Annotated in this window: 20 protein-coding genes; 12 read left to right on the forward strand and 8 right to left on the reverse strand. The window is 60.4% G+C overall.

Annotated features, from left to right (window positions below; all coding sequences use genetic code 11):
* Positions 1-42: 42 nt before the first annotated feature.
* Positions 43-1,476, reverse strand: a complete 1,434-nt coding sequence (locus tag AB4N64_RS25665; RefSeq protein WP_460119697.1) for an aminotransferase-like domain-containing protein — start codon at positions 1,474-1,476, stop codon at positions 43-45.
* Positions 1,477-1,655: 179 nt separating this feature from the next.
* On the opposite strand from AB4N64_RS25665, the gene AB4N64_RS25670 reads away from it, so the two are divergent.
* On the forward strand, positions 1,656-1,901 hold the full coding sequence (locus AB4N64_RS25670; RefSeq protein ID WP_460119699.1) for a DUF1127 domain-containing protein: 246 nt from the start codon (positions 1,656-1,658) through the stop codon (positions 1,899-1,901).
* A gap of 124 nt (positions 1,902-2,025) precedes the next feature.
* On the opposite strand, the gene AB4N64_RS25675 is transcribed toward AB4N64_RS25670, so the two are convergent.
* Positions 2,026-3,318 (reverse strand): NAD(P)/FAD-dependent oxidoreductase, encoded by a 1,293-nt coding sequence (locus tag AB4N64_RS25675; RefSeq protein WP_460119701.1) that lies wholly within the window; start codon positions 3,316-3,318, stop codon positions 2,026-2,028.
* Positions 3,319-3,466: 148 nt separating this feature from the next.
* Between AB4N64_RS25675 and AB4N64_RS25680 the strand changes: the two genes are divergently transcribed.
* Positions 3,467-3,820, forward strand: a complete 354-nt coding sequence (locus AB4N64_RS25680) for a YkgJ family cysteine cluster protein (RefSeq protein ID WP_460119703.1) — start codon at positions 3,467-3,469, stop codon at positions 3,818-3,820.
* A gap of 166 nt (positions 3,821-3,986) precedes the next feature.
* On the opposite strand, the gene AB4N64_RS25685 is transcribed toward AB4N64_RS25680, so the two are convergent.
* Positions 3,987-4,475, reverse strand: a complete 489-nt coding sequence (locus AB4N64_RS25685) for an Lrp/AsnC ligand binding domain-containing protein (protein ID WP_003177284.1) — start codon at positions 4,473-4,475, stop codon at positions 3,987-3,989.
* A gap of 155 nt (positions 4,476-4,630) precedes the next feature.
* On the opposite strand from AB4N64_RS25685, the gene dadA reads away from it, so the two are divergent.
* From dadA to AB4N64_RS25715, 6 genes are all read left to right on the forward strand, one after another.
* Positions 4,631-5,935, forward strand: coding sequence for a D-amino acid dehydrogenase (gene dadA / locus AB4N64_RS25690; RefSeq protein WP_460119705.1), 1,305 nt, complete (start codon positions 4,631-4,633; stop codon positions 5,933-5,935).
* Positions 5,907-6,260 carry a RidA family protein gene (locus AB4N64_RS25695; RefSeq protein ID WP_460119707.1) on the forward strand — a complete coding sequence of 118 codons (354 nt, stop codon included), beginning with the start codon at positions 5,907-5,909 and terminating at the stop codon, positions 6,258-6,260. Before dadA ends, AB4N64_RS25695 begins: the two co-directional genes overlap by 29 nt.
* Before the next feature lie 104 nt (positions 6,261-6,364).
* Positions 6,365-7,438, forward strand: a complete 1,074-nt coding sequence (alr, locus tag AB4N64_RS25700; RefSeq protein ID WP_460119709.1) for an alanine racemase — start codon at positions 6,365-6,367, stop codon at positions 7,436-7,438.
* 116 nt (positions 7,439-7,554) lie between these two features.
* Positions 7,555-8,103: a cupin domain-containing protein gene (locus AB4N64_RS25705; RefSeq protein ID WP_460119711.1), complete on the forward strand. Its 549-nt coding sequence runs from the start codon at positions 7,555-7,557 to the stop codon at positions 8,101-8,103.
* A 181-nt stretch (positions 8,104-8,284) separates the two neighbouring features.
* The gene (locus AB4N64_RS25710) at positions 8,285-8,695 is read left to right on the forward strand and encodes a c-type cytochrome (RefSeq protein ID WP_460126868.1); all 411 of its coding nucleotides are present in this window, start codon (positions 8,285-8,287) and stop codon (positions 8,693-8,695) included.
* Positions 8,696-8,964: 269 nt separating this feature from the next.
* The gene (locus AB4N64_RS25715) at positions 8,965-10,887 is read left to right on the forward strand and encodes an acetyl-CoA hydrolase/transferase C-terminal domain-containing protein (RefSeq protein ID WP_460119713.1); all 1,923 of its coding nucleotides are present in this window, start codon (positions 8,965-8,967) and stop codon (positions 10,885-10,887) included.
* Between the two features lie 56 nt (positions 10,888-10,943).
* Here the strand turns inward: AB4N64_RS25715 and AB4N64_RS25720 are convergent, their stop codons facing one another.
* Complete coding sequence (locus tag AB4N64_RS25720) at positions 10,944-11,516, reverse strand: xanthine phosphoribosyltransferase (RefSeq protein WP_460119715.1); 573 nt, start codon at positions 11,514-11,516, stop codon at positions 10,944-10,946.
* A 56-nt stretch (positions 11,517-11,572) separates the two neighbouring features.
* The gene (gene rep, locus AB4N64_RS25725) at positions 11,573-13,582 is read right to left on the reverse strand and encodes a DNA helicase Rep (protein ID WP_460119717.1); all 2,010 of its coding nucleotides are present in this window, start codon (positions 13,580-13,582) and stop codon (positions 11,573-11,575) included.
* Between the two features lie 264 nt (positions 13,583-13,846).
* Between rep and AB4N64_RS25730 the strand changes: the two genes are divergently transcribed.
* Positions 13,847-15,520 carry a putative bifunctional diguanylate cyclase/phosphodiesterase gene (locus AB4N64_RS25730; protein WP_460119719.1) on the forward strand — a complete coding sequence of 558 codons (1,674 nt, stop codon included), beginning with the start codon at positions 13,847-13,849 and terminating at the stop codon, positions 15,518-15,520.
* A gap of 64 nt (positions 15,521-15,584) precedes the next feature.
* On the opposite strand, the gene AB4N64_RS25735 is transcribed toward AB4N64_RS25730, so the two are convergent.
* A complete protein-coding gene (locus tag AB4N64_RS25735; RefSeq protein ID WP_460119721.1) occupies positions 15,585-16,982 on the reverse strand; it encodes a NorM family multidrug efflux MATE transporter in 1,398 nt (465 codons plus the stop codon).
* A 158-nt stretch (positions 16,983-17,140) separates the two neighbouring features.
* On the opposite strand from AB4N64_RS25735, the gene AB4N64_RS25740 reads away from it, so the two are divergent.
* Positions 17,141-18,061 (forward strand): LysR substrate-binding domain-containing protein, encoded by a 921-nt coding sequence (locus AB4N64_RS25740; RefSeq protein ID WP_460119722.1) that lies wholly within the window; start codon positions 17,141-17,143, stop codon positions 18,059-18,061.
* Between the two features lie 178 nt (positions 18,062-18,239).
* Entirely contained in the window at positions 18,240-20,216 is a 1,977-nt protein-coding gene (locus AB4N64_RS25745; RefSeq protein ID WP_460119724.1) for a methyl-accepting chemotaxis protein, read from the forward strand.
* A 111-nt stretch (positions 20,217-20,327) separates the two neighbouring features.
* Here AB4N64_RS25745 and AB4N64_RS25750 read toward each other — a convergent pair whose 3' ends face one another.
* Positions 20,328-21,821: a YifB family Mg chelatase-like AAA ATPase gene (locus AB4N64_RS25750; protein WP_460119726.1), complete on the reverse strand. Its 1,494-nt coding sequence runs from the start codon at positions 21,819-21,821 to the stop codon at positions 20,328-20,330.
* A gap of 747 nt (positions 21,822-22,568) precedes the next feature.
* The gene (locus tag AB4N64_RS25755) at positions 22,569-22,829 is read right to left on the reverse strand and encodes an accessory factor UbiK family protein (RefSeq protein ID WP_460119728.1); all 261 of its coding nucleotides are present in this window, start codon (positions 22,827-22,829) and stop codon (positions 22,569-22,571) included.
* 420 nt (positions 22,830-23,249) lie between these two features.
* Here AB4N64_RS25755 and glnK point away from each other — a divergent pair, with 420 nt between their 5' ends.
* Positions 23,250-23,588 (forward strand): P-II family nitrogen regulator, encoded by a 339-nt coding sequence (gene glnK, locus AB4N64_RS25760; RefSeq protein WP_002555808.1) that lies wholly within the window; start codon positions 23,250-23,252, stop codon positions 23,586-23,588.
* The last annotated feature ends 9 nt before the right edge of the window (positions 23,589-23,597 follow it).

Below are 23,597 nucleotides of genomic sequence, written 5' to 3' on the forward strand. Positions count from 1 at the left end.
GCGGCGGGTGTCGGCATATGGACGCTGATTAAAGCGAAAAAGTCAGTCAGTGAAGCTGTCATTTTCCGCGAGCAGTTTGATGGCTGCTGCGCCCACCTTGCGCACCGCTTCTTCGATCTGCGGTGTTGGCTTGGCAGCGTAGTTCATCCGCAGGCAATTGCGATACTTGCCCGAGGCGGAAAAGATGCTGCCCACGGCAATCTGTACGCCTTCGTCGTGCAGCGCGCGATTGAGTTTCAAGGTGTCGAAGCCATCCGGTAGCTCCACCCACAGCATGAAGCTGCCCTGGGGACGGCTTGCCCGAGTGCCGGCGGGGAAATAGCGGCTGACCCAATCAATCATCATGTCGCGATTGCGCTGGTATTGCGTGCGCATCCGCCTTAAATGCGGTTCGAAGTGACCGGCCTTGAGAAATTCGGCAATGGCGATCTGCGGTTGCGGCGCGGTGGAACCCGTGCTGATGTACTTCATGTGCAGTACCCGCTCAAGATAGCGGCCCGGTGCAACCCAGCCAATGCGCAGGCCGGGGGCCAGGGTCTTGGAAAATGAACTGCAAAGTAGGACGCGGCCATCTTCGTCGAAGGATTTAATGGTGCGCGGTCGCGGGTAGTTGTAAGCCAATTCGCCATACACATCATCTTCGATAATCGCCACGTCGAAGCGCTGTGCCAGGGTCAGCAGGGCACGTTTGCGCGACTCCGGCATGATGTAGCCCAGCGGGTTATTGCAGTTGGGGGTCAACTGTATGGCCCTGATCGGCCATTGCTCCAGGGCCAGTTCCAGGGCATCGAGGCTGATCCCGGTGAGTGGGTCGGTGGGGATTTCCAGGGCTTTCATGTTCAAGCCCTTGAGCGTCTGCATGGCGCCATGAAAGCTCGGCGAGTCGACGGCAACGATGTCGCCCGGCTCGCAGATCGCGCGGATGCTGGTGGACAGCGCTTCGTGGCAACCGGTGGTGACCACCAGATCGTTGGCGGTCAACTGGCAGCCTGAATCGAGCATCAAACGGGCGATCTGTTCGCGCAGCTCCAGGGAACCGTGGATGTTGTCGTAATACAGCCCCGGCATGTCCTGTCGGCGACTGATGCGCGCGAGGTTGCGCAGCAGCGGCTTCATGGTGGGCGTGGTGATGTCCGGCATGCCGCGACCCAGTTGCACCACGTCCTTGCGGGGTACGGCGCGGATCAGTTCCAGCACTTGATCCCACTGCGAAATGTCCACCGGGCGCTGCGCCGGGCGGCCAATCGCCGGCAATTCCGGCAACTCACGGCCAACCGGCACGAAATAACCTGACTTGGGTTTGGGCATCGCCAGCCCGCTGTCTTCCAGTACCCGATATGCCTGTTGCACCGTGCTCAGGCTGACCCCGTGCTCCACGCTCAAGGCCCGCACCGAGGGCAGCCGGTCACCGGGGCGATAGAAGCCTTGTTCGATACGCGTGCCGAGCAATTCGGCGAGGTTTACGTAAAGGGTCATGGCGCAGTCTCAAGATGGGTGATTAGGCTGACCAGTACAGATCGAGCCAAAAATGCTGATTCAGTGGCGGAATCGGCAAATCTGTATGGAATTAATACCTGTGTATTGGATCTGTAATGCTTTTGCTCACCCACGCATCATGAAACCTCTGGCTACCCAAGTAAACAGGAGCAATCAACATGAACGGCTTGAGCGATGTGCGGCTGACGTTACGCAGTCAGGAACTGGAAGCAGGGCAGAAAAACGATGCGCGCGAGGCGCCCATGCGCAACGCCGCGTCGGGCCTCAGCCGCTGGGCCCTGTTCCGGCAACGTCTGCACACGCGCAAGGCGCTGCTCGACCTGACGCCGGCGCAGCTCAAGGACATTGGCTTGACCCGGGAGCAGGCGGTGGAGGAGGGGTTGAAGCCTTTTTGGCGGATCTGATTTTGATGTTGTTTGTACCGGCCCCATCGCGGGCAAGCCCGCTCCCACAGTGGATCTGTATACACCGGACCATTGTGGGAGCGGGCTTGCCCGCGATGGGGCTGATACAGTCACCAAAAATCTGTCAGACCAACTCCTTGAACCGATGCCACAACATCCCCAGCGCCAGCAACGGCGAACGCAAATGCTTGCCGCCCGGAAAGGTCATGTGGGGCACCTTGGCAAACAGATCGAATCCTCCACTGTGGTGGCCGCTGATGGCCTCGGCCAGCAACTTGCCCGCCAGGTGTGTGGCGTTCACCCCATGGCCGGAATACGCCTGGGCGTAATAGACATTGGGTTGATCCTTGAGCCGGCCGATCTGCGGCAGGCGATTGGCGCCGATGCCAATCATCCCGCCCCACTGAAAGTCGATCCTCACCCCATCCAGTTGCGGGAATACCTCAAGCATCTTCGGCCGCATGTACGCCGCGATATCCTTCGGATCTCGCCCTGAATAATGGCAGGCGCCGCCGAACAGCAATCGCCGATCCGCCGAGAGTCGGTAGTAATCCAGCGCCACCCTTTGGTCACAGACCGCCATGTTCTGCGGCAGCAGCGCGTGAGCCTGCTCCTCGCTCAAGGGTTCGGTGGCGATGATGTAACTGCCGGCGGGCAGCACTTTGCCGCTCAGTTGAGGGTTGAGCTGGTTGAGGTAGGCGTTGCACCCCAGCATCAGGGTTTTGGCGCGTACCGAGCCCTGGGCGGTGCGCACTTTGACTTCGGGGCCGTAATCGATGCCGGTCACGGCTGACTGCTCGAACAGCCTTACCCCCAGTTGCTGTGCGACGGCCGCTTCACCCAGCGCCAGGTTCAACGGATGCAAATGCCCCGACCCCATGTCGATGAGGCCGCCAACATAACGATCTGAACCCACCACCGTGTGTATTTCACTCGCTTGCAGCAGTCGGGTTTCATAGCGATAACCCAGGCTGCGCAGTTCTTCGGCGTCTTCGGCAAAGCCTTCCAGGTCGCGGGGTTTGTTGGCGAGGTCGCAGTAGCCCCAGGTCAGGTCGCAAGGGATCCGAAATCGCTCGACACGCTGCCTCACGATTTCCACTGCCTCCAGGCCCATGAGTTTCATCTCACGCACGCCCTCCGAGCCGATCACGTTGGCGAACTGATCGAGGCCATGGCCGACGCCGCGGATCAATTGCCCGCCATTGCGCCCGCTGGCGCCCCAGCCCACCTTGCGGGCCTCGAGCAGCACCACATCGAGGCCGCGCTCGGCCAGTTCCAGCGCGGTGTTCAGCCCGGAAAACCCACCACCGACCACGCACACATCCGCCACCACCTCACCCGTCAGCGCTGGATAGTCGGGCTGATACACGCTGCTGGCGGCGTAATAGGAGGCAGCGTGCTGGGCGCCGGCGTTCATGGGCTTCATCCTGATTCAGGTCCTGATAAATTTGACGGAGCATAAGCCGCGCCTTCCGATACGGGCAACATTGGTCGGCCAAGGCAGACGGGATAGGGGTGTTTGCGGCAAAATCCTGGTTCTATAGCGTTTTTGGGTCTGCACCTGGATGAGTTGCAACAGTCAGAAAATCCGCGAGCTGCGTCAGCAGATCCCCTCGTTCGAGTGCGTACCCGGCTGCCATGACTGTTGCGGACCGGTGACGACTTCGCCCGAAGAAATGTCCCGCCTGCCACGCAAGACCCGCGCCGAGCAGGACGCGGCCATGGAAGAGCTCAACTGTGTGCACCTGGGGCCAAATGGCTGCACGGTGTATGAGGAGCGCCCGCTGATCTGTCGGTTGTTCGGCACGACCAATACGCTGCCATGCCCGAATGGGCGGCGGCCGGCGGAGTTGATTCATCCTCGGGTGGAGAAGCAGGTGTTCGAGTACATGGCGGGGAATCGGCAGGTGTTGGTCTAGCCTTTGGACCGAGTCGCCTGCATCGAAGGAACGCCGCCCGGAGCAAGTCCGCTCCCACAGTATTTTGCGTCGGTCACAGGATCTGTGTTCACAGCAAACCCTGTGGGAGCGGGCTTGTCGAGGCGTCGAACCGCCGCGATGAGGTCCTGACAGGCCCCGCAAAAACTCAATCCGGAATCGGCAAGCTCAAGCTCTCCTTCACCTCTTCCATCACGATATAGCTCTTGGACTCGCGTACATGCGGCAGCTTGAGCAGGATGTCGCCCAGCAATTTGCGGTACGAGGCCATCTCGGAAATCCGCGCCTTCACCAGGTAGTCGAAGTCCCCTGACACCAGATGGCATTCCAGCACGTGAGGTAGTTTCAGCACGGCGCGCCGGAATTCTTCGAAAGTATCGCCAGACTTGTAGTCGAGACTGATCTCAACGAACACCAGCAGACTGCCCTTGAGGTGCTGCGGGTTGAGCCGGGCGTTGTAGCCCATGATGATTCCTTCGCGCTCCAGGCGCCGAACCCGCTCGGTACAGGGCGTGGTGGACAGCCCGACCTTTTCCCCAAGCTCAGTGAAGGAAATACGTCCGTCCGCTTGCAGGATCCGCAGGATGTTGCGGTCGATCTTGTCCAGCTCACGTTTTGTCTGTGTGTTGGTACGCATAGGGGATGCGCCTCCGTGAAAAGCGTTTTTGCCGAGAATTGTCGCCAAATATAGGCGCTTATATAGTGAAATGCACTGGCTAAACTTTTTTACACTGCCCACATCTACGGTCTGAACAACAAACGTCAGCGGCGTGCCGCGATGAGGGATACAACATGCGCGTTATGGTCTTGGGTAGCGGCGTCATCGGTACCACCAGTGCTTATTATCTGGCGCGTGCCGGGTTTGAAGTGGTGGTGGTGGATCGTCAGCCGGCTGCCGCCATGGAGACCAGTTTTGCCAACGCCGGCCAGGTATCGCCGGGTTATGCCTCACCGTGGGCCGCCCCAGGCGTACCGCTCAAGGCCATCAAGTGGCTGTTGCAGCGCCACGCCCCGCTGGCCATCAAGGCTACCGCCGACATCGACCAGTACCTGTGGATGGCGCAGATGCTGCGTAACTGCACCGCCAGCCGTTATGCGGTGAACAAGGAGCGCATGGTCCGTCTGTCCGAGTACAGCCGCGATTGCCTGGACGAATTGCGGGCGGAAACCGGTATTGCCTACGAAGGCCGCAGCCTGGGGACTACCCAACTGTTCCGTACCCAGGCTCAACTCGATGGCGCCGCAAAAGACATCGCCGTTTTGAAAGAGTCGGGTGTGCCATTCGAATTGCTCGACCGTGAAGGCATTGCCCGTGTAGAACCGGCCCTGGCCAACGTCACGGACATCCTCGCCGGTGCCTTGCGCCTGCCGAACGACCAGACCGGCGACTGCCAGATGTTCACCACGCGCCTCGCCGAAATGGCCGTGAAACTCGGCGTGGAATTCCGTTTCGACCAGGACATCCAGCGTCTCGATTACGCCGGTGATCGCATCAACGGCGTCTGGATCGACGGCAAGCTGGAAACTGCCGATCGTTACGTGTTGGCGCTCGGCAGCTACTCGCCGCAACTGCTCAAGCCATTGGGCATCCGCGCGCCGGTGTACCCGCTCAAGGGTTACTCGTTGACCGTGCCAATCACCAACCCGGCGATGGCCCCGACTTCGACCATCCTGGACGAGACCTACAAGGTCGCGATCACCCGCTTCGACAACCGCATCCGCGTGGGCGGCATGGCGGAAATCGCCGGTTTTGACCTGTCGCTGAACCCGCGTCGACGCGAAACCCTGGAGATGATCGTCAACGACCTTTATCCTCAGGGCGGCAATCTGGCCGAGGCCAGTTTCTGGACCGGCCTGCGTCCGACCACGCCGGATGGCACGCCAATCGTGGGTGCGACCCCGTTTGGTAACCTGTTCCTGAACACCGGACACGGTACGCTTGGCTGGACCATGGCTTGCGGTTCCGGTCGCTTGCTGGCCGATCTGATGGCGAAGAAAACTCCGCAGATCAGTGCCGAAGGCCTCGATATTTCCCGTTATGGCAGCAAAATTCAGGAGACCGCAAAGCATGTCAATCCAGCGCCAGCTCACCAATGAGCGCATGAGCCAGATCGTTGTCCATGGGGGCACCGTTTACCTGGCGGGGCAAGTAGGCGACGACATGAACGCCGGGATTGAGCAGCAAACCCGGGAGACCCTGGCCAACATCGAGCGCATGCTGGATCTGGCCGGGACCGACAAAAGCCGTTTGCTGTCGGTAACGATTTACCTGAAGGACATCGACGCGCACTTCGCCGGCATGAACTCGGTGTGGGACACCTGGCTGCCAAAAGGCGTAGCCCCGGCCCGTGCCACCGTTGAAGCGAAACTGTGTGAGCCGCAGATCCTGGTGGAACTGTCGGTGGTCGCCGCGCTGCCGTAAACGTTCGCGCCAATACAACGATCCCTCTCCCGGTGCTGTTGGTGGTCTAACGCCATCAGCCAGCGCCGGTTTTTATTTCCACGACCGCCCAGAAGCCTGCCGCCATGCGCCCAGCCCGTGCCCTGATCGACCTCCAAGCCCTGCGTCACAACTACCGCATTGCCCGTGAAACCACTGGCGCCCGCGCGCTCGCGGTGATCAAGGCCGACGCCTACGGCCATGGTGCGGTGCGCTGCGCCCAGGCGCTGGAAGCCGAAGCGGACGGTTTTGCCGTGGCATGCATCGAAGAAGCGCTGGAGCTTCGAGCCGCGGGCATCCGGGCGCCGGTGTTGTTGCTGGAAGGCTTTTTCGAAGCCGACGAACTGCCGTTGATCGTCGAGCACGATTTCTGGTGTGTGGTGCATTCGCTGTGGCAGCTCGAAGCCATTGAAAAAGCCACCCTGAGCAAGCCAATCACTGTCTGGCTCAAGCTCGATTCGGGTATGCACCGGGTTGGCCTGCATCCCAAGGACTATCAGGCCGGATACCAGCGTTTGCTGGCCAGCGGCAAGGTGGCAAAGATCGTATTGATGAGCCATTTCGCTCGCGCCGATGAACTCCACAGCCAGGCCAGCATTGAGCAAGTGGCGGTGTTCGAAGCGGCGCGGCAGGGCTTGTCAGCCGAAATCAGCCTGCGCAACTCACCGGCGGTGCTCGGTTGGCCGCAGATCCCCAGCGATTGGGTCCGTCCGGGGATCATGCTCTACGGCACCACGCCGTTCGAGGAATCCAACGCCGTGGCATCGCGCCTGCAGCCGGTGATGACCCTGGAATCGAAAGTGATCTGCGTGCGTGAACTGCCGGCCGGCGAGCCGATCGGTTACGGCGCCCGATTCATCACCGACAAGCCAATGCGCGTTGGCGTGGTTGCCATGGGCTACGCCGATGGTTATCCGCGCCAGGCACCGACGGGCACGCCGGTTTTGGTGGCGGGGCAGCGCAGCCGGTTGATTGGCCGGGTGTCGATGGACATGCTGTGCATCGACTTGACCGATGTTGCGCAGGCGGGCCTGGGATCGACCGTAGAGTTGTGGGGCAAGAACATCCTGGCCAGCGACGTTGCTGCCGCGGCCGAGACGATTCCCTACCAGATCTTCTGCAACCTGCGCCGGGTGCCAGTGCTCTATTCCGGGGATTGAAACATCGTCTCTCGATCCGCCAGGGCGGGATCGGCCCCCAAGTGTTGTAAATACTGAACGCTGTCGCCATGATGACGCTCAATATTCCTACAACATGATTCCTGGAGGCTCCTGCCTTGGACGTCGGTGAACGACTGCAATCCATCCGTAAGCTCAAAGGCCTTTCGCAGCGTGAACTCGCCAAACGCGCGGGCGTCACCAATAGCACCATTTCGATGATCGAGAAAAACAGCGTGAGCCCCTCGATCAGTTCGCTGCGCAAGGTCCTGGGCGGGATACCCATGTCCATGGTCGAGTTCTTTTCCGAAGAGATCCTGCAGGAAGTCCCGACCCAGATCGTCTACAAAGCCAACGAGCTGATCGACATCTCCGATGGCGCCGTGACCATGAAACTGGTCGGCCGCGCTCATCCGAGCCGGGCCATCGCATTCCTTACCGAGGTGTACCCACCGGGCGCTGATACTGGCGAAGAAATGCTCACCCATGAGGGCGAGGAAACCGGAATTCTGGTGGAAGGGCGGCTGGAGCTGGTGGTCGGGCTCGAAACTTTTGTGCTTGAGGCCGGCGATAGCTACTACTTTGAGAGTACCAAGCCGCATCGTTTCCGCAATCCGTTCGACGCGCCGGCGCGACTAATCAGCGCAGCTACACCGGCGAATTTCTAACAGAAGAGGCGTCCTGCCAGCATGGCAGCGGCACCCGAAGGGTTTTTCCGTGGTGCAACAAGACCCCTTCGACTTTGGGGTTGTTTCAGTGCGACGGGCTAACCGTTATACTTGCGCCCGCCTGCGAACCGTGGCCGTAGGCGTGACTAGCCACCATGAGGGTGAACGCGTGAACCTAATTATGAAAATGCTGGCTGTACCAGCAACCGTATTGGCCCTATGGGCTGCCAGCGCTCAAGCTGCGACCAACGACGAAATCGCCAAACGCATCGAGCCTGTCGGCAAGGTCTGCGTGACCGGTCAGGAATGCAAGGGCATGGAAGTCGCTGCGGCGACTGGCGGTGGTGGTGCCAAGGCACCCAAAGACGTCATTGCCAAACACTGCAACGCTTGCCACGGTACCGGCCTGCTGGGCGCGCCGAAAATCGGCGACAAGGCTGCCTGGAAAGAGCGCGCCGACCACCAGGGCGGCCTCGATGGCATCCTGGCAAAGGCCATCACTGGCATCAACGCCATGCCGCCTAAAGGCACCTGCGCCGACTGCTCCGACGATGAGCTCAAGGGCGCAATCAAAGAGATGTCCGGCCTGTAATACGCCCGTCTCTTGCACAAAAAGCCGCTTTCGAGCGGCTTTTTTGTGCCCGAAATTTCACCATCCGCCTTCATGTTCCTGTGGGAGCGGGCTTGCCCGCGAAGACGTCGGCACATCCGGCAACAACATATCTGGCACACCGCTTTCGCGGGCAGGCCCGCTCCCACAGGGGCGGCGTCGTCCATGGTATGTGATTGCCCATTCAACACTGTTCAATGCAGCAAAGACCCGTCAATCTCGGTCCAACCCAAATGCCAAGGGAGGATCAGATGGTGCAGCTGTGTTCTATCGAGCAAGCGGTTGATGAGGTGTTGGCCCGGTTGCCGGCGCATATCCACATGGGCCTGCCGCTGGGGCTGGGCAAGCCCAATCCATTCGTCAACGCGCTGTACCAGCGGATAGCGCAGTTGCCCGAGCGGCGGCTGACGATCTATACCGCGCTTTGCCTGGGCCGGCCGGCGTTGGGCGATGGGTTGCAGAAGCGCTTTCTTGAGCCCTTTATCGAGCGTGTGTTTGGTGACTACCCGGAGCTGGATTTCCTGGTGGGCCTGCGCAAGGACGATTTGCCGTCCAACATCCACATCCAGCAATTCTTCATGCAGCCTGGCAGCCTGTTGCACAGCGTCACTGCGCAGCAGGATTACGTCAGCAGCAACTACAGCCATGCCGCGCGGGACATCAATGCCGCCGGTTTGAACCTGGTGGCGCAAATGGTCGCCAGTGATGCTGACCACCCGGATCGCCTGAGCCTGAGCTGCAACCCGGACATCACCCTCGACCTGATGCCGATGATCGACAAGCGCCGGGCGTCCGGGGAGACCGTTCTGCTGGTGGGCCAGGTGCATGGCGACTTGCCCTACATGCCCGGTGACGCGGAAGTCGGCATCGATGCATTTGACCTGCTGATCGACGAGAAGGACAACACCACACTGTTCTCTACGCCCAACATGCCGGTGGGTTTCCAGGATCATTTGATTGGCCTGCACGCCAGTACGCTGGTGCGTGACGGCGGGACGTTGCAGATAGGCATCGGCGCCATGGGTGACGCGTTGACGGCCGCATTGCTGGCGCGGCAGGCGGATAACCAGGGTTACAAGGCGTTACTGGACGATGTGAACCTCAGCCAGTGGGCGCAGTTGATCAAACGAGAAGGCGGGCTCGAGCCCTTCGCCAAGGGCCTCTACGGCTGCAGCGAAATGTTCGTCAACGGCCTGCTGGTGCTGGCCGAGGCCGGTATCGTGCGGCGCAAGGTCTATCCTGATGTGCCGACCCAGCTCCGGGCGAATGCCGGCACCCTCGATGAAGCGGCGCAACCCGATGGGATCTCGGTGCATGGCGGTTTCTTCCTCGGCCCGCGCAGTTTCTACGAGCGTTTGCGTGAGTTACCCCAGAGCAAGCGTCGCGAATTCAACATGACCCGCATCAGCTACATCAACGAGCTCTATGGTCAGGAAGAACTCAAGCGTTTACAGCGCCTCGATGCGCGCTTTATCAATACGGTATTCACCATGACCCTGCTCGGCGCCGGAGTGGCCGATCAGCTCGAGGACGGTCGGGTGCTCAGCGGCGTGGGCGGGCAATACAACTTCGTTGCCCAGGGCCACGCATTGGAAGGCGCGCGCTCGATCCTGCTGTTGCGCAGCTGGCGCGAGGCGGGCGGTGACGTCAGTTCCAACATCGTCTGGGAGTACGGGCATTGCACCATCCCAAGGCACTTGCGGGACATCGTGGTCACCGAGTACGGCATCGCCGATCTGCGCGGCCAGACCGATTCAGCGGTGATTGAGGCCTTGCTGAACATCAGCGATTCCCGCTTCCAGCCCGGGCTTATCGAGCAGGCTCAGAAAGCCGGCAAGTTGCCAAAGTCTTTCCGCATCGATCCTCGCTTTGCCGACAACACTCCCGAGCGCTTGCAGGCCATTGCTGCGCGGCATCCGCAGCTGTTTCCGGAGTATCCGCTGGGCTGTGATTTCACTGCGCAGGAGCGCGATCTGCTGCGGGCGCTGAACTGGCTGAAGAGCAAGTTCAAGCTCACCGAAATTCTGGAGTTGGGCAAGGCGGCGCTGGATGCACCTGAGGCCGGGGCTTTTCCAGAGCATCTGGAGCGCATGGGGCTGACGCAGCCGGAGGGGTTGAAGGAGGAACTGTTTCAGCGGCTGTTGCTCACGGGCCTCAAGGCCACCGCGCAGTAACGGTCAATACAAAACAACTGTGGGAGCGAGCAAGCCCGCTCCCACAGGTTCCGTCATCACTCGATGAAGGTCACAACCCCATCCGCCAGCGACTTCACCCGCGCCAGCGACTCAACGCGATAACCCTGGGCATCCAGCTCGGCACGGCCACCCTGGAACGACTTCTCGATCACGATCCCCAGGCCTGCCACGGTGGCGCCGGCCTGCTTGATGATCGAGATCAGCGCCTGGGACGCCTTACCGTTGGCCAGGAAGTCGTCGATGATCAGCACGCGGTCGCTGCTGGTCAGGTGGCGTGGGGAGATGGCCACGGTGCTCTCGACCTGCTTGGTGAACGAGTACACGGTCGCCGACAGCAGGTTTTCAGTCAGGGTCAGGGACTGGTGCTTACGTGCAAAAATCACCGGAACGCCAAGGTTCAGGCCGGTCATGATCGCGGGGGCAATGCCCGAGGCTTCGATGGTGACGATCTTGGTGATGCCCGAATCCTTGAACAATGCGGCGAATTCGTCACCGATCAGCTTCATCAGGGCCGGGTCGATCTGGTGGTTCAGAAAGGCATCGACTTTCAGGACCTGGTCGGAAAGCACGATGCCTTCTTCGCGGATTTTCTTGTGCAGGGCTTCCATGAAGCTGTCCTCATTTGACGCCATTGGCGCCGAAGGTCTAGTGAAAATGGTCAATTCTAGCGCTTTAACATCGCGCGTATATCTGCCAATGCGGAATTGCCCCGAACGGCTTTGACTTCGGTCGGGGTGTCGTCGTTGCCTTCCCAAGCCAGGTCGTCCGGCGGCAGCTCATCGAGGAAGCGACTCGGTGCGCAATCGATGATCTCGCCGTATTGCTTGCGCTTGGCGGCGAAGGTGAACGCCAGTGTCTGGCGAGCGCGGGTAATCCCCACGTAAGCCAGGCGCCGTTCTTCTTCGATGGTGTCGGCTTCGATGCTGGAGCGGTGCGGGAGGATTTCCTCTTCCATGCCCATGATGAACACGTAGGGGAATTCCAGGCCCTTGGACGCATGCAAGGTCATCATCTGCACGCCTTCGGCGCCGTCTTCCTCTTCCTGCTGGCGTTCCAGCATGTCACGCAGGACGAGCTTGCCGATGGCGTCTTCGACGGTCATTTCGCCGTCTTCGTCTTTTTCCAGGGTCTTCTTCAAGGCCTCGATCAGAAACCAGACGTTGCTCATCCGGTAGTCCGCCGCCTTGTCACTGGAACTGTTGGTGCGCAGCCAGTTCTCGTAGTCGATGTCCATGACCATGCTGCGCAGCGCAGAAATAGGGTCTTCGCCCGCGCATTGCTCGCGGACTTTGTCCATGAAGCGCTTGAAGCGCGACAGGCGATCAGTGAAGCGGCTGTCCAGATGCTCGCCCAGGCCGATTTCATCGGTGGCGGCGTACATCGAAATCTTGCGTTCGGTGGCGTAGTTGCCGAGTTTTTCCAGGGTGGTCGAACCGATTTCCCGGCGCGGGACGTTGATGACCCGCAGGAAGGCGTTGTCGTCGTCCGGGTTCACGATCAGGCGGAAATAGGCCATCAGATCTTTGACTTCCTGACGGCCAAAAAAGCTGTTGCCACCCGAGAGACGGTAGGGCACCTGGTGGTGTTGCAACTTCAACTCGATCAGCTTGGCCTGATAGTTACCGCGATACAGAATGGCGAAATCGCTGTATGGCCGGTCGGTGCGCAAGTGCAGGCTGAGGATTTCCATGGCCACGCGCTCGGCTTCGGCGTCTTCGTTGCGGCACCGGATCACGCGGATTTCGTCGCCGTGGCCCATCTCACTCCACAACTGCTTTTCGAATTCGTGCGGGTTGTTCGAAATCAGCACGTTGGCGCAGCGCAAAATGCGGCTGGTGGAGCGGTAGTTCTGCTCCAGCATCACCACTTTCAAGGACGGGTAGTCTTCCTTGAGCAACATCAGGTTTTCCGGGCGTGCGCCGCGCCAGGCATAGATCGACTGGTCGTCGTCGCCTACCACGGTGAACTGGTTGCGCTTGCCAATCAGCATTTTCACCAGCAGGTATTGGCTGGCGTTAGTGTCCTGGTATTCGTCCACCAGCAAGTAGCGCACCTTGTTCTGCCACTTTTCCAGAATGTCGGCGTGCTCTTCGAACAGCTTCACCGGCAGCAGGATCAGGTCGTCGAAGTCCACCGCGTTGAACGCCTTGAGCGTGCGTTGATAGTGGGTGTAGACGATCGCAGCGGTCTGCTCCTTGGGGTTGCGCGCGTTTTCCAGGGCCACGGCCGGCAGGATCAGGTCGTTTTTCCAGGCGCCGATCATATTCTTGATCTCGTCCACGCCGTCGTCGCCCGAGTATTCCTTCTGCATGATGTCGGTCATCAGAGCCTTGACGTCAGTCTCGTCAAAGATCGAAAACCCGGGCTTGTAGCCCAGTCGCACGTGTTCCTTGCGAATGATGTTCAGGCCCAGGTTGTGGAACGTGCACACCGTCAGGCCCCGGCCCTCACCCGCACGTAGCAGGGTGCCGACCCGCTCCTTCATCTCGCGCGCGGCCTTGTTGGTGAACGTCATGGCGACGATGTACTGCGCGCGAATGCCGCAGTTCTGGATCAGGTGGGCGATCTTGCGCGTGATTACACTGGTCTTGCCGGAGCCTGCACCGGCGAGCACCAAAAGAGGGCCGCCGACGTAGTTCACGGCTTCTTGCTGCCGGGGATTGAGTCGGGACATAGGTCTGTCAGGGGTCAGTCAGAAAATGGGCCGGCATTTTAACAGGCTCACAGAATTGTGCTGCTCTGTCCGACTTGTGACGTAACACGCGATTCATATTTGCCGGTTTTGATACTTTCACGCAGGATGCGCGAAGAATTTGCGTCTAATGTACGTAATTCCGGATACAAGGCGCTCGTTTGATAACTGATGTCGTTTGGTCATTGGTTGTCAGCACGGCATAATGCCAGCCGCCTACATCATTGCAGAGTCTAGGGAGCAAGCTTGTCTACGCCTGTCGAACCCTTGCGTTTGCTGCTACTGGCCGAAGAGCCAGCGTGGGCAGCGTTGTTGCGCGAGTGCCTGGCTCCGATGGGGAGCTCGGCCGTGCTCATCAGCGCTCCGAGCTGGGAATCGGTCAGCACGCTGTTCGATGACAACCGCAGTGCGGTGTTGTTGACGGTACCGGCCCTTCAACCGGCGCCGGGGCGGTGCAATTTGCCGACGGTGTTGCTGCTCGAACAGGAGCCGCAACTGCCGCCCGATGGCGTGAGCGACTGGTTGGTGCGCGACCATCTTGACTCGGGCATGCTGCGCCGCTGCCTGCGGCATGTGCGCGAGCGCGGCTTGCTGGAAAACACCCTGCAACGCCTGGCCGAACAGGACCCTTTGACCGGCATCGCCAACCGCCAGGGCTTCCAGACCCTGCTGGCCGCGCGACTGGCGGAAAACGAAGGCCGCGGCGTGGCCTTGGGGCATCTCGACCTCGACAACTTCCGTCATGCCAACGACGCGCTGGGTCATCAGGCCGGCGACCGGCTGATCCTGCAAGTGGTCGCGCGCCTGAAAAGCCAGCTCGAAGCCGGCGATCAACTGGCACGCCTGGGCAGTGACGAGTTCGCCTTGCTGATCGACACCCGCCGTGCACCCCAACGTGCCGAGTGGATGGCCGAGCGCATCACCGAAGCCTTGGCTGAACCTTACTGGGTCGACGGCGAAAGCCTGTTGATCGGCTCCAGCCTGGGCATTGCCCACGCTCGCGCCCAGGCTGGCGCGGACCCGCTGATGTGGCACGCGCACATCGCCATGCAGCAGGCCAAAAGCACCCAGGGCTGCACCTTTCACATCTTCAACGAGCGCATCAATCGCAATGCCCGCAGCATGGCCGACCTTGAAAGCGAGCTGCGCCGGGCCTTGCGTCGCGATGAGCTGGAGCTGCATTACCAGCCACGCATGAACCTTGAGGACGGCCAGATCGTCGGCCTCGAAGCCCTCGTGCGCTGGCGTCACGCCGAGCGCGGCTTGCTTCCACCGAGTGAGTTCGTGCCGCTGGCCGAGCAAAGCGGCTTGATCGTGCCGCTGGGTTACTGGGTGATTTCCCGTGCCTTGCGTGACATGCAAGTGCTGCGCGAGCGTGGCTTGCCAGCCCTGCACATGGCCATCAACCTGTCGTTCCGACAGTTCCAGGACAGTCAGTTGCTGTCGACCCTGAGCCGGTTGATTGCCGAGCGTGGCGTCGAAGCGCAGTGGCTGGAGTTCGAGTTGACTGAAACAGCGGTCATGCGTCGCAGCGACCTTGTTCAGCAGACCATGGATGCCCTGGGTCGCCTGGGCGTGCGTTTTTCGCTCGACGATTTCGGGACCGGATTCTCGTCCTTCGTGCACCTCAACAGCCTGCCAATTGCGCTGCTCAAGGTCGACAAGAGCTTTGTCGGCGGCATGGAGGAGCGCGAGGAAAACCGCAAGCTGGTCCACGCGATGATCAACCTGGCGCACAACCTCAATCTGGAAGTCGTCGCCGAAGGGGTGGAAACGCCGGAGCAACTGGAATTGTTGCGTGGCTTTGGTTGCGATCAGGTGCAGGGATATCTGATCAGCAAGCCGCTCCCGTTGGCTGAGTTGGTGGATTATCTGAGCTTTGGCAGCAGTCAGCAGCCGGCGTTGGAGATTGTGGGTTAAACACTGACCGAATGTGGGAGCGGGCTTGCTCGCTCCCACAGGGGATATTATCCAACAGTAAATCTCACTCAGTCTGAGCGTTCGCAAAGCCGTCTGTGGACGCCGACTCCCGTCGAATCATCCGCTCCATCTTCCACTCGAACGCCAGCGTCAACGTCACTGCCGCACAGGCCAAGCCCAGTGCCAAGCCCCACCAGACGCCCGTCGGGCCCCAGTTCAGATGGAACGCCATCCACCACGCGGCAGGCGCGCCGATCAGCCAGTAGCAACCGAGCCCGACCAGGAAGGTGGTTTTGGCGTCTTTAAGCCCGCGAATGCATCCCATCGCGATGGTTTGCGTGCCGTCGAACAGCTCGAACCAGGCCGCCACAGCCAGCAGGCTGACGGCCAGTTCGATGACCGGACGGAAGGCCGGGTCGTTGTGGTCCAGGAACAGACCGATCAACGGGTTGGGCAACAGCCAGAACACCATGGCAAAGCACAGCATTGCCACCGCTCCGAAAGCGATGCCGACCCGTCCGGACATCCGGGCATGCTGCAATTGCCCGGCCCCGTAGTGCTGGCCGATGCGCATGGTGATGGCATAGGACATACCCGCCGGGACCATGAATGCTACCGAAACGATCTGCAACGCAATCTGGTGCGCAGCCAGTTGCGTGCTGCCCATGGTTCCCATGCACAACGCCGCGAACGCAAACAGCCCGACCTCCACCGCGTAAGTGCCGCCAATCGGCAGACCCAGGCGCCACATCTCTTTGAGGTACTGACGGTTGGGTCGCGACAGTCCCTGGCGCAATGGATAGGCATCGTAGGCCGGGTGCCGCCGGATATGCCACGCCAACGCCAAAGCCATCAGGTTGGCAACAATCGCCGTGACCAGGCCAATACCCACCAGGCCCATTTTCGGCAGACCAAACATTCCTGTGATCAACGCGTAGTTGAGCACGAAGTTGGCAACGGTGCCGGCAAGGCTGATGACCATCACCGGCGTCGCGCGGCCAATGGCGCTGGTGAAGCCGCGAAGGGCCATGAAGCTAAGGTAGCCGGGCAGGGCGAAAGGCAGGATCAACAGAAACTGCCCGGCCAGTTGCACGTTGGTCTCGGTCTGGCCGAACAGGATCAGAACGGGTTTGAGGTTCCATAGCAGTAACCCAGCCACCAGCGCCATCAGCCAGGCCAGCCACAAACCGGCCTGGGTCAGCCGCGCCGCGCCGACGATATCGCCAGCGCCGTGACGGATCGACACCAGTGTGCCCACCGCTGCAATCACGCCGATGCAAAAAATCGAAACAAATGAATAGGTGGCCGCACCGAGTCCGCCACCCGCCAACGCCTCGGGACTGATACGCGCCATCATCAGGGTGTCGGTGAGCACCATCAGCATGTGCGCCAGCTGCGAGGCAATCAACGGCCCCGCCAGCCGCAGGATGGCCCAGAGTTCTGAACGCACTGGATGTTTCATTGTTATCACGCCCGACAGTCAGGTAGTAGAGGAAAGGGTCGATTTTCGGCGCTTTGCGAGGTTTGCACAAAGGGATAAATAGGATGAGTAGCATGACTTAAACTCATCTTGGGATCTTTCTGATAAGTTTATGGGATTACGTTGTAGGAGCTTTACGCATGTCTCGTCGCCTTCCCCCGTTGTATGCCCTTCGTGCATTCGAAGCGGCGGCACGTCACAGTTCGTTTACCCGCGCCGCTGAAGAACTGTCGATCACGCAAAGTGCGGTCAGCCGACACATTCGTACTCTGGAAGAGCATTTTGCCTGCCGGTTGTTTCATCGTAGCGGTCGCCACCTGCAACTGACCGAGTCGGCGCGGTTGATCCTGCCGGGTATCCGCGAAGGTTTTACCGCGCTGGAGCGGGCCTGTCAGACCTTGCAGGCCGAAGATGACATCCTGCGCATGAAAGCTCCTTCCACCCTGACCATGCGCTGGTTGCTGGCGCGGCTCAGCCGCTTCCGCCACCTGCAACCGGGCAACGAGGTGCAACTGACCAGCGCGTGGATGGACATCGATTCGGTGGACTTCAACCATGAGCCCTTCGACTGCGCGGTGATACTGGGTAACGGGCAATTTCCACCCGATTGGGAAGCCAGGCTGTTGTTTGCCGAAGAACTGATCCCCGTGGGCGCGCCGAATCTTCTCAACGACCAGCCGTGGGATGTCGAGCGCCTGGCTCAGGCTGAACTGCTGCACCCGACGCCGGACCGGCGTGACTGGCGCAGTTGGCTGGACCGTATGGGGCTGTCCGATCAGGTGTCGCTCAAGGGCGGCCAGGTATTCGATACGCTGGAGCTGGGCATGATTGCCGCTGCCCGGGGTTACGGCGTGTCGATGGGCGACCTGCTGATGGTGGCTGAGGATGTGGCGCAGGGGCGACTGAGTTTGCCGTGGCCCACTGCCGTCGCCAGTGGTGAGAATTATTACCTCGTTTGGCCGAAAACCCGGCCGGGAGGTGAACGTTTGCGCAGGCTCGGCGACTTTCTGCAAAACGAGGTCCGAGCCATGAAAATGCCCGCCGTAGAGCGCTTGCGCTGAATCGTTAGAGCCTGCTCTACCACGGCCTTGCGCGGTATCCGAGATAACCACTCAAGTATTAGGTTTTTAGGCCGAAAGTATCATTGTGGAACCCTCGTGCAGGTTTCACGCAATTCCCATTATTAGAAAAATTGCTGGGCAGCCAATCAAGGAGGAGGGCGCCCGGCCAGGAGCAGTCATGTCTCAACCTCGTGCTCGAATTGCCTCACAGCTTGGCCTTGCGCTAGCTGTGATCCTGGCAATCGTTATCACCGGTAGTACCTTGTTCGCCCTGCGTTCGCTGGACACTGCCAACCTCGCCACACGCGAGGAACACCTGGCCAGCGAAGCCCGTTTGCTGGCCGATCAGTTGACTACTTTCCACAGCACGTTGCGTGAAAGTACCCAGCGCCTGGCGGGTCTGTTCGAGAAGCGCTTCGCGGGCGGCCTGAGCGTCCACCCGGATGAACAGTTCAACGTGGCAGGCACTCAGACGCCTGGCCTGCACCTGGGTAACGAAGTGCTCAACAACAACTTCAAGGAAGTGGACGAGTTCAAGCAGATGACCGCCGGCGTGGCCACGGTCTTCGTGCGCAACGGTGAGGATTTCATTCGCGTCAGCACCAACGTCACGAAGCAGGACGGTACCCGTGCCATCGGCACCATCCTCGATCATGCCAACCCGGCTTACGCTCGCTTGATGTCGGGGCAGAGCTTTGTTGGCCGCTCCCTGTTGTTTGAGCGTTACTACATGTCGCAATACACACCGGTGCGCGACAGCACCGGGAAGGTGATTGCCGTGCTGTACGTGGGTTTTGACTACACCGACGCGCAGAACGCCCAGTTTGCCAACCTCAAGCGCTTCCGTATTGGCCAGACCGGATCGCTGGCGCTTCTCGACGAGAAAAACAATTGGCTGGTGCCGATTGCCGGCGTGCAAGCCCTGGACAAAGCCGCCCCGGCCATCGTCAATCTGGCGAAGACGCCAAGCGATGGCGGTTTCTGGAGTGACACTTCGGAAGACTTCTACAGCGTCGCGGTGCCTTTCGAGGACGGTCCATGGTCGGTTGTCGCCAGCATGCCGCAGGAGGAAATCAGCGCGGTGACCTGGAGCGTCGGTATTCAGCTGGCTATTGGTAGTTTGCTGGCGATGCTGATTGCCGTGGGTTCGGCAGTCTGGCTGCTGCGCAGTAAACTTGCGCCACTGAGCGATCTGGTACGTCAGGCTGAAGCCCTGGGTGCCGGTGACCTGAGCGTTCGTCTGAATGTGTCGAGCAATGACGAAATAGGTCAACTGGCCCGTGCGTTCAACCAGATGAGCCAGGCGCTGTCGACCATGGTCGAGCACATTCGCAAGTCCTCGCAAGAGGTCAACAGCCGTGCCCAGGCGTTGTCCGGCCTGTCCGGCGGTGCTTATGAAGGGATGGAGCAGCAGTCGGGCGAGATCACCAGCATGGCCGGTGCCGTAGAGGAGTTCAGTGCCACCTCGCTGAACATTGCCGACAACATGGGCAATACCCAACGACTGGCCCAGGAGAACGCCCAGCAAACCCAGATCGGTCGTACGTCCATGGACGAAGCGTCTTCTTCGCTGGAGCAGATTGCCGGTGCGTTGAACAGCACGGCGTCGGTGATCAATACCTTGGGGCAGCGCTCGCAGGAAATCGGCGGCATCGTCGGCACCATTACCTCCATTGCCGAGCAAACCAACCTTCTGGCGCTCAACGCAGCCATCGAAGCAGCCCGTGCCGGCGAGCAAGGACGCGGTTTTGCCGTGGTGGCGGATGAGGTGCGCAACCTGGCGTCCCGCACTCGTCAGGCAACCGACGAGATTTCCGGCATGATCCAGAGCATCCAGCAGGAAACGGGCAACGCCATCAGCACCATGGAGCAGGGCAACGTGCTGATGCAGGAAGGTCTTTCACGCAACGCCAACGTCGCCTCGGCACTGGCGCGGATTGACGAGCAAAGCCGCTCGGCCGGTCAACAGTTCGCCGCAATTACCACCGCGACCCAGGAACAGAGCAGCACAGCGACGTTGCTCAGCAGCAACCTGCAAAGCATTGCGCTGGCCAACAGCGAACAACGCGAAGTGGTGGCGAACCTGGCTGTCACGGCGAAGGAGCTGGAGAAACTGGCGGCGGATCTGCGCTCGGAGGTTGACCGGTTTCGTTGAGGTACGGCTGAAATAGCTATCGCGAGCAAGCCCGCTCCCACAGGGTCCGAAGTATGTAGATCTACTGGGGGAGCGAGCGTGCTCGCAATTGGGGGCGACTCAATCCAAGCCCTATTGAGTCGCCGGCCGATACTGCAACGCCTCGGCCAGATGTTCCCGCGTGATCTCCTCAACCTGCTCAAGGTCGGCCAATGTGCGCGCCACCTTGAGCAGCCGATGCGCTGAGCGCAGCGACAGGGTCAGTCGTTCGCAAGCCGTTTCCAGCCAGTGCTCGTCGGCTGTGGATAACCCGCAATGCCGCCGCAGCCCCGGCAAATCAAGAAAGGCATTCGCACACCCCTGGCGTTTCAGTTGCCGCCCCCGCGCCTCCGCAACCAGGGCAGAGGCGCTGCTGCTGTCATCGCCCGCTCTTACAGCAGGGCTCAACGCGGTCGCCTCGCGGGCGACGGTCAGGTGCAGATCAATACGATCCAGCAGCGGCCCCGACAGTTTGTTGCGGTAGCGCTGCACCATGTCCGGGGTGCAACTGCATTTGCCGCTGGGCTCGCCCAGATACCCACAAGGGCAAGGGTTCATCGCCGCCACCAACTGGAAGCGTGCTGGAAAGCGCACCCGCTCCCGCGCCCGGGAAATCACGATGTGCCCGGATTCCAATGGCTCGCGTAGAACCTCCAATACCTTGCGATCGAACTCCGGTAATTCATCGAGAAACAAGACGCCATGGTGGGCGAGGGTGATTTCCCCCGGCTGCGGTTTTGAACTGCCACCGACCAGTGCCGGCCCGGACGCCGAGTGGTGTGGCTGGCGGAACGGCCGCTGCGGCCAGTGGGTCAGCGGTGCGCCGCTGGCCACCGACTGAATGGCCGCCACTTCCAGGGCTTCATGTTCGGCCAGCGGCGGCAGCAGCCCCGGCAGGCGGCTGGCCAGCAGGGTCTTGCCGGTGCCGGGCGGACCACTGAACAACAGGTTGTGCGCCCCGGCGGCAGCGATCAGCAGCGCACGCTTGGCCGCTAACTGGCCCTGCACTTCATTGAGGTCGGGATAGGGTTTGGCGGCGTGAATCAAACCGTCCGAAACATAGGGATCGACCGGCGTATGCCCGTTGAAATGCGCCACCGCTTGCAGCAGATGATCCACCGCAATGACCTGCAACCCCGACGCCAGGCATGCCTCCTCGGCATTCGCCCGAGGCACAACGAGCATCCGTCCCGCTTTTCGCGCCGCCAGCGCCGCCGGCAACACCCCGCGTACCGGCCGCACCGCACCGGACAACGCCAGCTCACCCAGGCACTCCACGTCATCCAGTGTGAGAGTGGGCACCTGCACACTCGCCGACAGAATCCCCAGGGCGATCGCCAAGTCAAAGCGCCCACCATCCTTGGGCAAGTCTGCGGGCGCCAGATTCAAGGTGATCCGCCGCGCCGGAAACTGCAGCCCCGAATTGATGATCGCGCTGCGCACCCGATCCTTGCTCTCTTTCACCGCCGCTTCCGGCAGGCCGACCATGGTCAGCGACGGCAAACCGTTGGCCAGGTGAACTTCGACGGTGACGGCGGGCGCATCCACGCCGATCTGGGCGCGGCTGTGGACGATGGAGAGGGACATGGTCGTTCCTTGAGCTAAACGAAAGGCCGCTTCCTGCGGTTTTTTCAAGGGTAGACGTGGGGTGAGGGTTTTCCAGGGGGGCGGTGAGGACGAATGTTCGCAGGATGTTGCGGTTCGACATTGGAGTGATCCGTCGACGAAAACGCCCATCGGGCGGTTTCTTCGGAAGAACTCAGACCCTCTTACCTGCCATCAGACCCGCAGGTTCAAGTTCTTTGCCGTAAGCACCAGCGACATCAAGAAACCGTCGTTGATTGGCTGAGAGGCTACCGCCGAGTCGGATGGCTTCATTGTGAAGCTCAACAATCTGTCGAAGTTGCTTCCATCGCTGTTTGAGTTTCATTAAGACCTGATTTGTTCTGGATAGCAGAAGCGATCATGTGTGGGCGACATTCTTGGGTATTGGGTGGCAGTTGTACGCAGGCTGGCGAACCGGAGCAAAAGGAATCCGGCAGACCCGAGGGTCCCCCACGCACAACCGCCATGACTCGAACATTCGGGAGGAAACCCGCTTTCGGACGGTGGTGGTGCACCTTGAGCTTCCAGGTCGCCAAACCCGGTGCTGAAACATTCAGCATTGGGAGAGCTTATAAATCGGAGGTTATGGGGGCAATCAGACGGGGGATGAGATTTGCGTAGGACGTTGCCGGGATCTTTGCGGGCGAGGAGCGTGACTGCGGCAAGTCCTACAGAGGAGATGAAGGTCGTTTCGACCTTCATCGCGGGCAAGCCCGCTCCTACAGAGGGTTATTCGGTGGGCGGGTTCAGCTTTGCTTCCATTTCCGCGACTTTGGCTTCCAGGCTTTCCAGGCGCGCGCGGGTGCGGGCGAGGACGACCATCTGGCTGTCGAATTCTTCGCGGCTCACCAGGTCCAGTTTGCTGAAGGCGCTTTGCAGCAACATCTTGAACTGACTTTCGATTTCGCTTTTGGGCAGCGGGGTGTCACCGCTGAAGAGACGAGAGGCGGTGCCGGTCAGGGCGTCGAGGAAGTCTTTGGGCGCGAGCATGGTGGATGTCCTGTAATCGAGGCCGGCAGTGTATCACGCAGTGCGTTGCGCTCATTTAGACCACGGGTCCTGCACGTTTTTCGCGCATACGGGCGGGCCGCATCGCACCGTTATTGTGCGTATGCGCCGGGCTATTTGTGCGCAATCGCCAGCTGGCAGGGGCAAGCAATTGAATTTTGGGATTTTTGCCGAGATGGCAAGCTTTCTGCTTAGTCGGTAGTAACCCATGCACTGATGCAGTCGCTGTGACGAATGCAGTGCGCCAAGCGGAACGGGGGAAGTGTTTCGCGCGGAGTGGTTAGCTGGCGTCGGGCGGGCAGGTTAAAGGCCGACGATGCGTTACAAAGCCAGGCACTGCGCTTAGACTTGAGACGGGTTTGTTTTCCTGGGGCAAGTCCACCAATTCGGGAGAGAGTTTTCATGAAGCTAGTCACTGCCATCATCAAGCCGTTCAAGTTGGACGACGTGCGCGAGTCGTTGTCCGAAATCGGCGTGCAGGGCATTACCGTCACTGAAGTCAAAGGCTTCGGTCGGCAGAAGGGTCACACCGAGCTGTATCGCGGCGCGGAGTACGTGGTCGATTTCCTGCCAAAGGTGAAGATCGATGTCGCCATTGACGACAAGGATCTCGACCGGGTTATCGAGGCGATAACCAAGGCCGCCAACACCGGCAAGATTGGTGACGGCAAGATCTTCGTGGTGAATCTGGAACAGGCGATTCGCATCCGTACCGGCGAAACCGATACCGACGCAATCTAAGCCGCCCCA

The sequence above is a fragment of the Pseudomonas sp. S2_C03 genome (genome assembly GCF_054668405.1).

What these genes read in the sequence shown, in the direction of transcription:
- AB4N64_RS25665 (WP_460119697.1), bottom strand. Translation starts at nt 1,476, where the DNA reads ATGACCCTTTACGTAAACCTCGCCGAATTGCTCGGCACGCGTATCGAA.
- AB4N64_RS25670 (WP_460119699.1), top strand. Translation starts at nt 1,656, where the DNA reads ATGAACGGCTTGAGCGATGTGCGGCTGACGTTACGCAGTCAGGAACTG.
- AB4N64_RS25675 (WP_460119701.1), bottom strand. Translation starts at nt 3,318, where the DNA reads ATGAACGCCGGCGCCCAGCACGCTGCCTCCTATTACGCCGCCAGCAGC.
- AB4N64_RS25680 (WP_460119703.1), top strand. Translation starts at nt 3,467, where the DNA reads ATGAGTTGCAACAGTCAGAAAATCCGCGAGCTGCGTCAGCAGATCCCC.
- AB4N64_RS25685 (WP_003177284.1), bottom strand. Translation starts at nt 4,475, where the DNA reads ATGCGTACCAACACACAGACAAAACGTGAGCTGGACAAGATCGACCGC.
- dadA (WP_460119705.1), top strand. Translation starts at nt 4,631, where the DNA reads ATGCGCGTTATGGTCTTGGGTAGCGGCGTCATCGGTACCACCAGTGCT.
- AB4N64_RS25695 (WP_460119707.1), top strand. Translation starts at nt 5,907, where the DNA reads ATGTCAATCCAGCGCCAGCTCACCAATGAGCGCATGAGCCAGATCGTT.
- alr (WP_460119709.1), top strand. Translation starts at nt 6,365, where the DNA reads ATGCGCCCAGCCCGTGCCCTGATCGACCTCCAAGCCCTGCGTCACAAC.
- AB4N64_RS25710 (WP_460126868.1), top strand. Translation starts at nt 8,285, where the DNA reads ATGAAAATGCTGGCTGTACCAGCAACCGTATTGGCCCTATGGGCTGCC.
- AB4N64_RS25715 (WP_460119713.1), top strand. Translation starts at nt 8,965, where the DNA reads ATGGTGCAGCTGTGTTCTATCGAGCAAGCGGTTGATGAGGTGTTGGCC.
- AB4N64_RS25720 (WP_460119715.1), bottom strand. Translation starts at nt 11,516, where the DNA reads ATGGAAGCCCTGCACAAGAAAATCCGCGAAGAAGGCATCGTGCTTTCC.
- rep (WP_460119717.1), bottom strand. Translation starts at nt 13,582, where the DNA reads ATGTCCCGACTCAATCCCCGGCAGCAAGAAGCCGTGAACTACGTCGGC.
- AB4N64_RS25735 (WP_460119721.1), bottom strand. Translation starts at nt 16,982, where the DNA reads ATGAAACATCCAGTGCGTTCAGAACTCTGGGCCATCCTGCGGCTGGCG.
- AB4N64_RS25740 (WP_460119722.1), top strand. Translation starts at nt 17,141, where the DNA reads ATGTCTCGTCGCCTTCCCCCGTTGTATGCCCTTCGTGCATTCGAAGCG.
- AB4N64_RS25745 (WP_460119724.1), top strand. Translation starts at nt 18,240, where the DNA reads ATGTCTCAACCTCGTGCTCGAATTGCCTCACAGCTTGGCCTTGCGCTA.
- AB4N64_RS25750 (WP_460119726.1), bottom strand. Translation starts at nt 21,821, where the DNA reads ATGTCCCTCTCCATCGTCCACAGCCGCGCCCAGATCGGCGTGGATGCG.
- AB4N64_RS25755 (WP_460119728.1), bottom strand. Translation starts at nt 22,829, where the DNA reads ATGCTCGCGCCCAAAGACTTCCTCGACGCCCTGACCGGCACCGCCTCT.
- glnK (WP_002555808.1), top strand. Translation starts at nt 23,250, where the DNA reads ATGAAGCTAGTCACTGCCATCATCAAGCCGTTCAAGTTGGACGACGTG.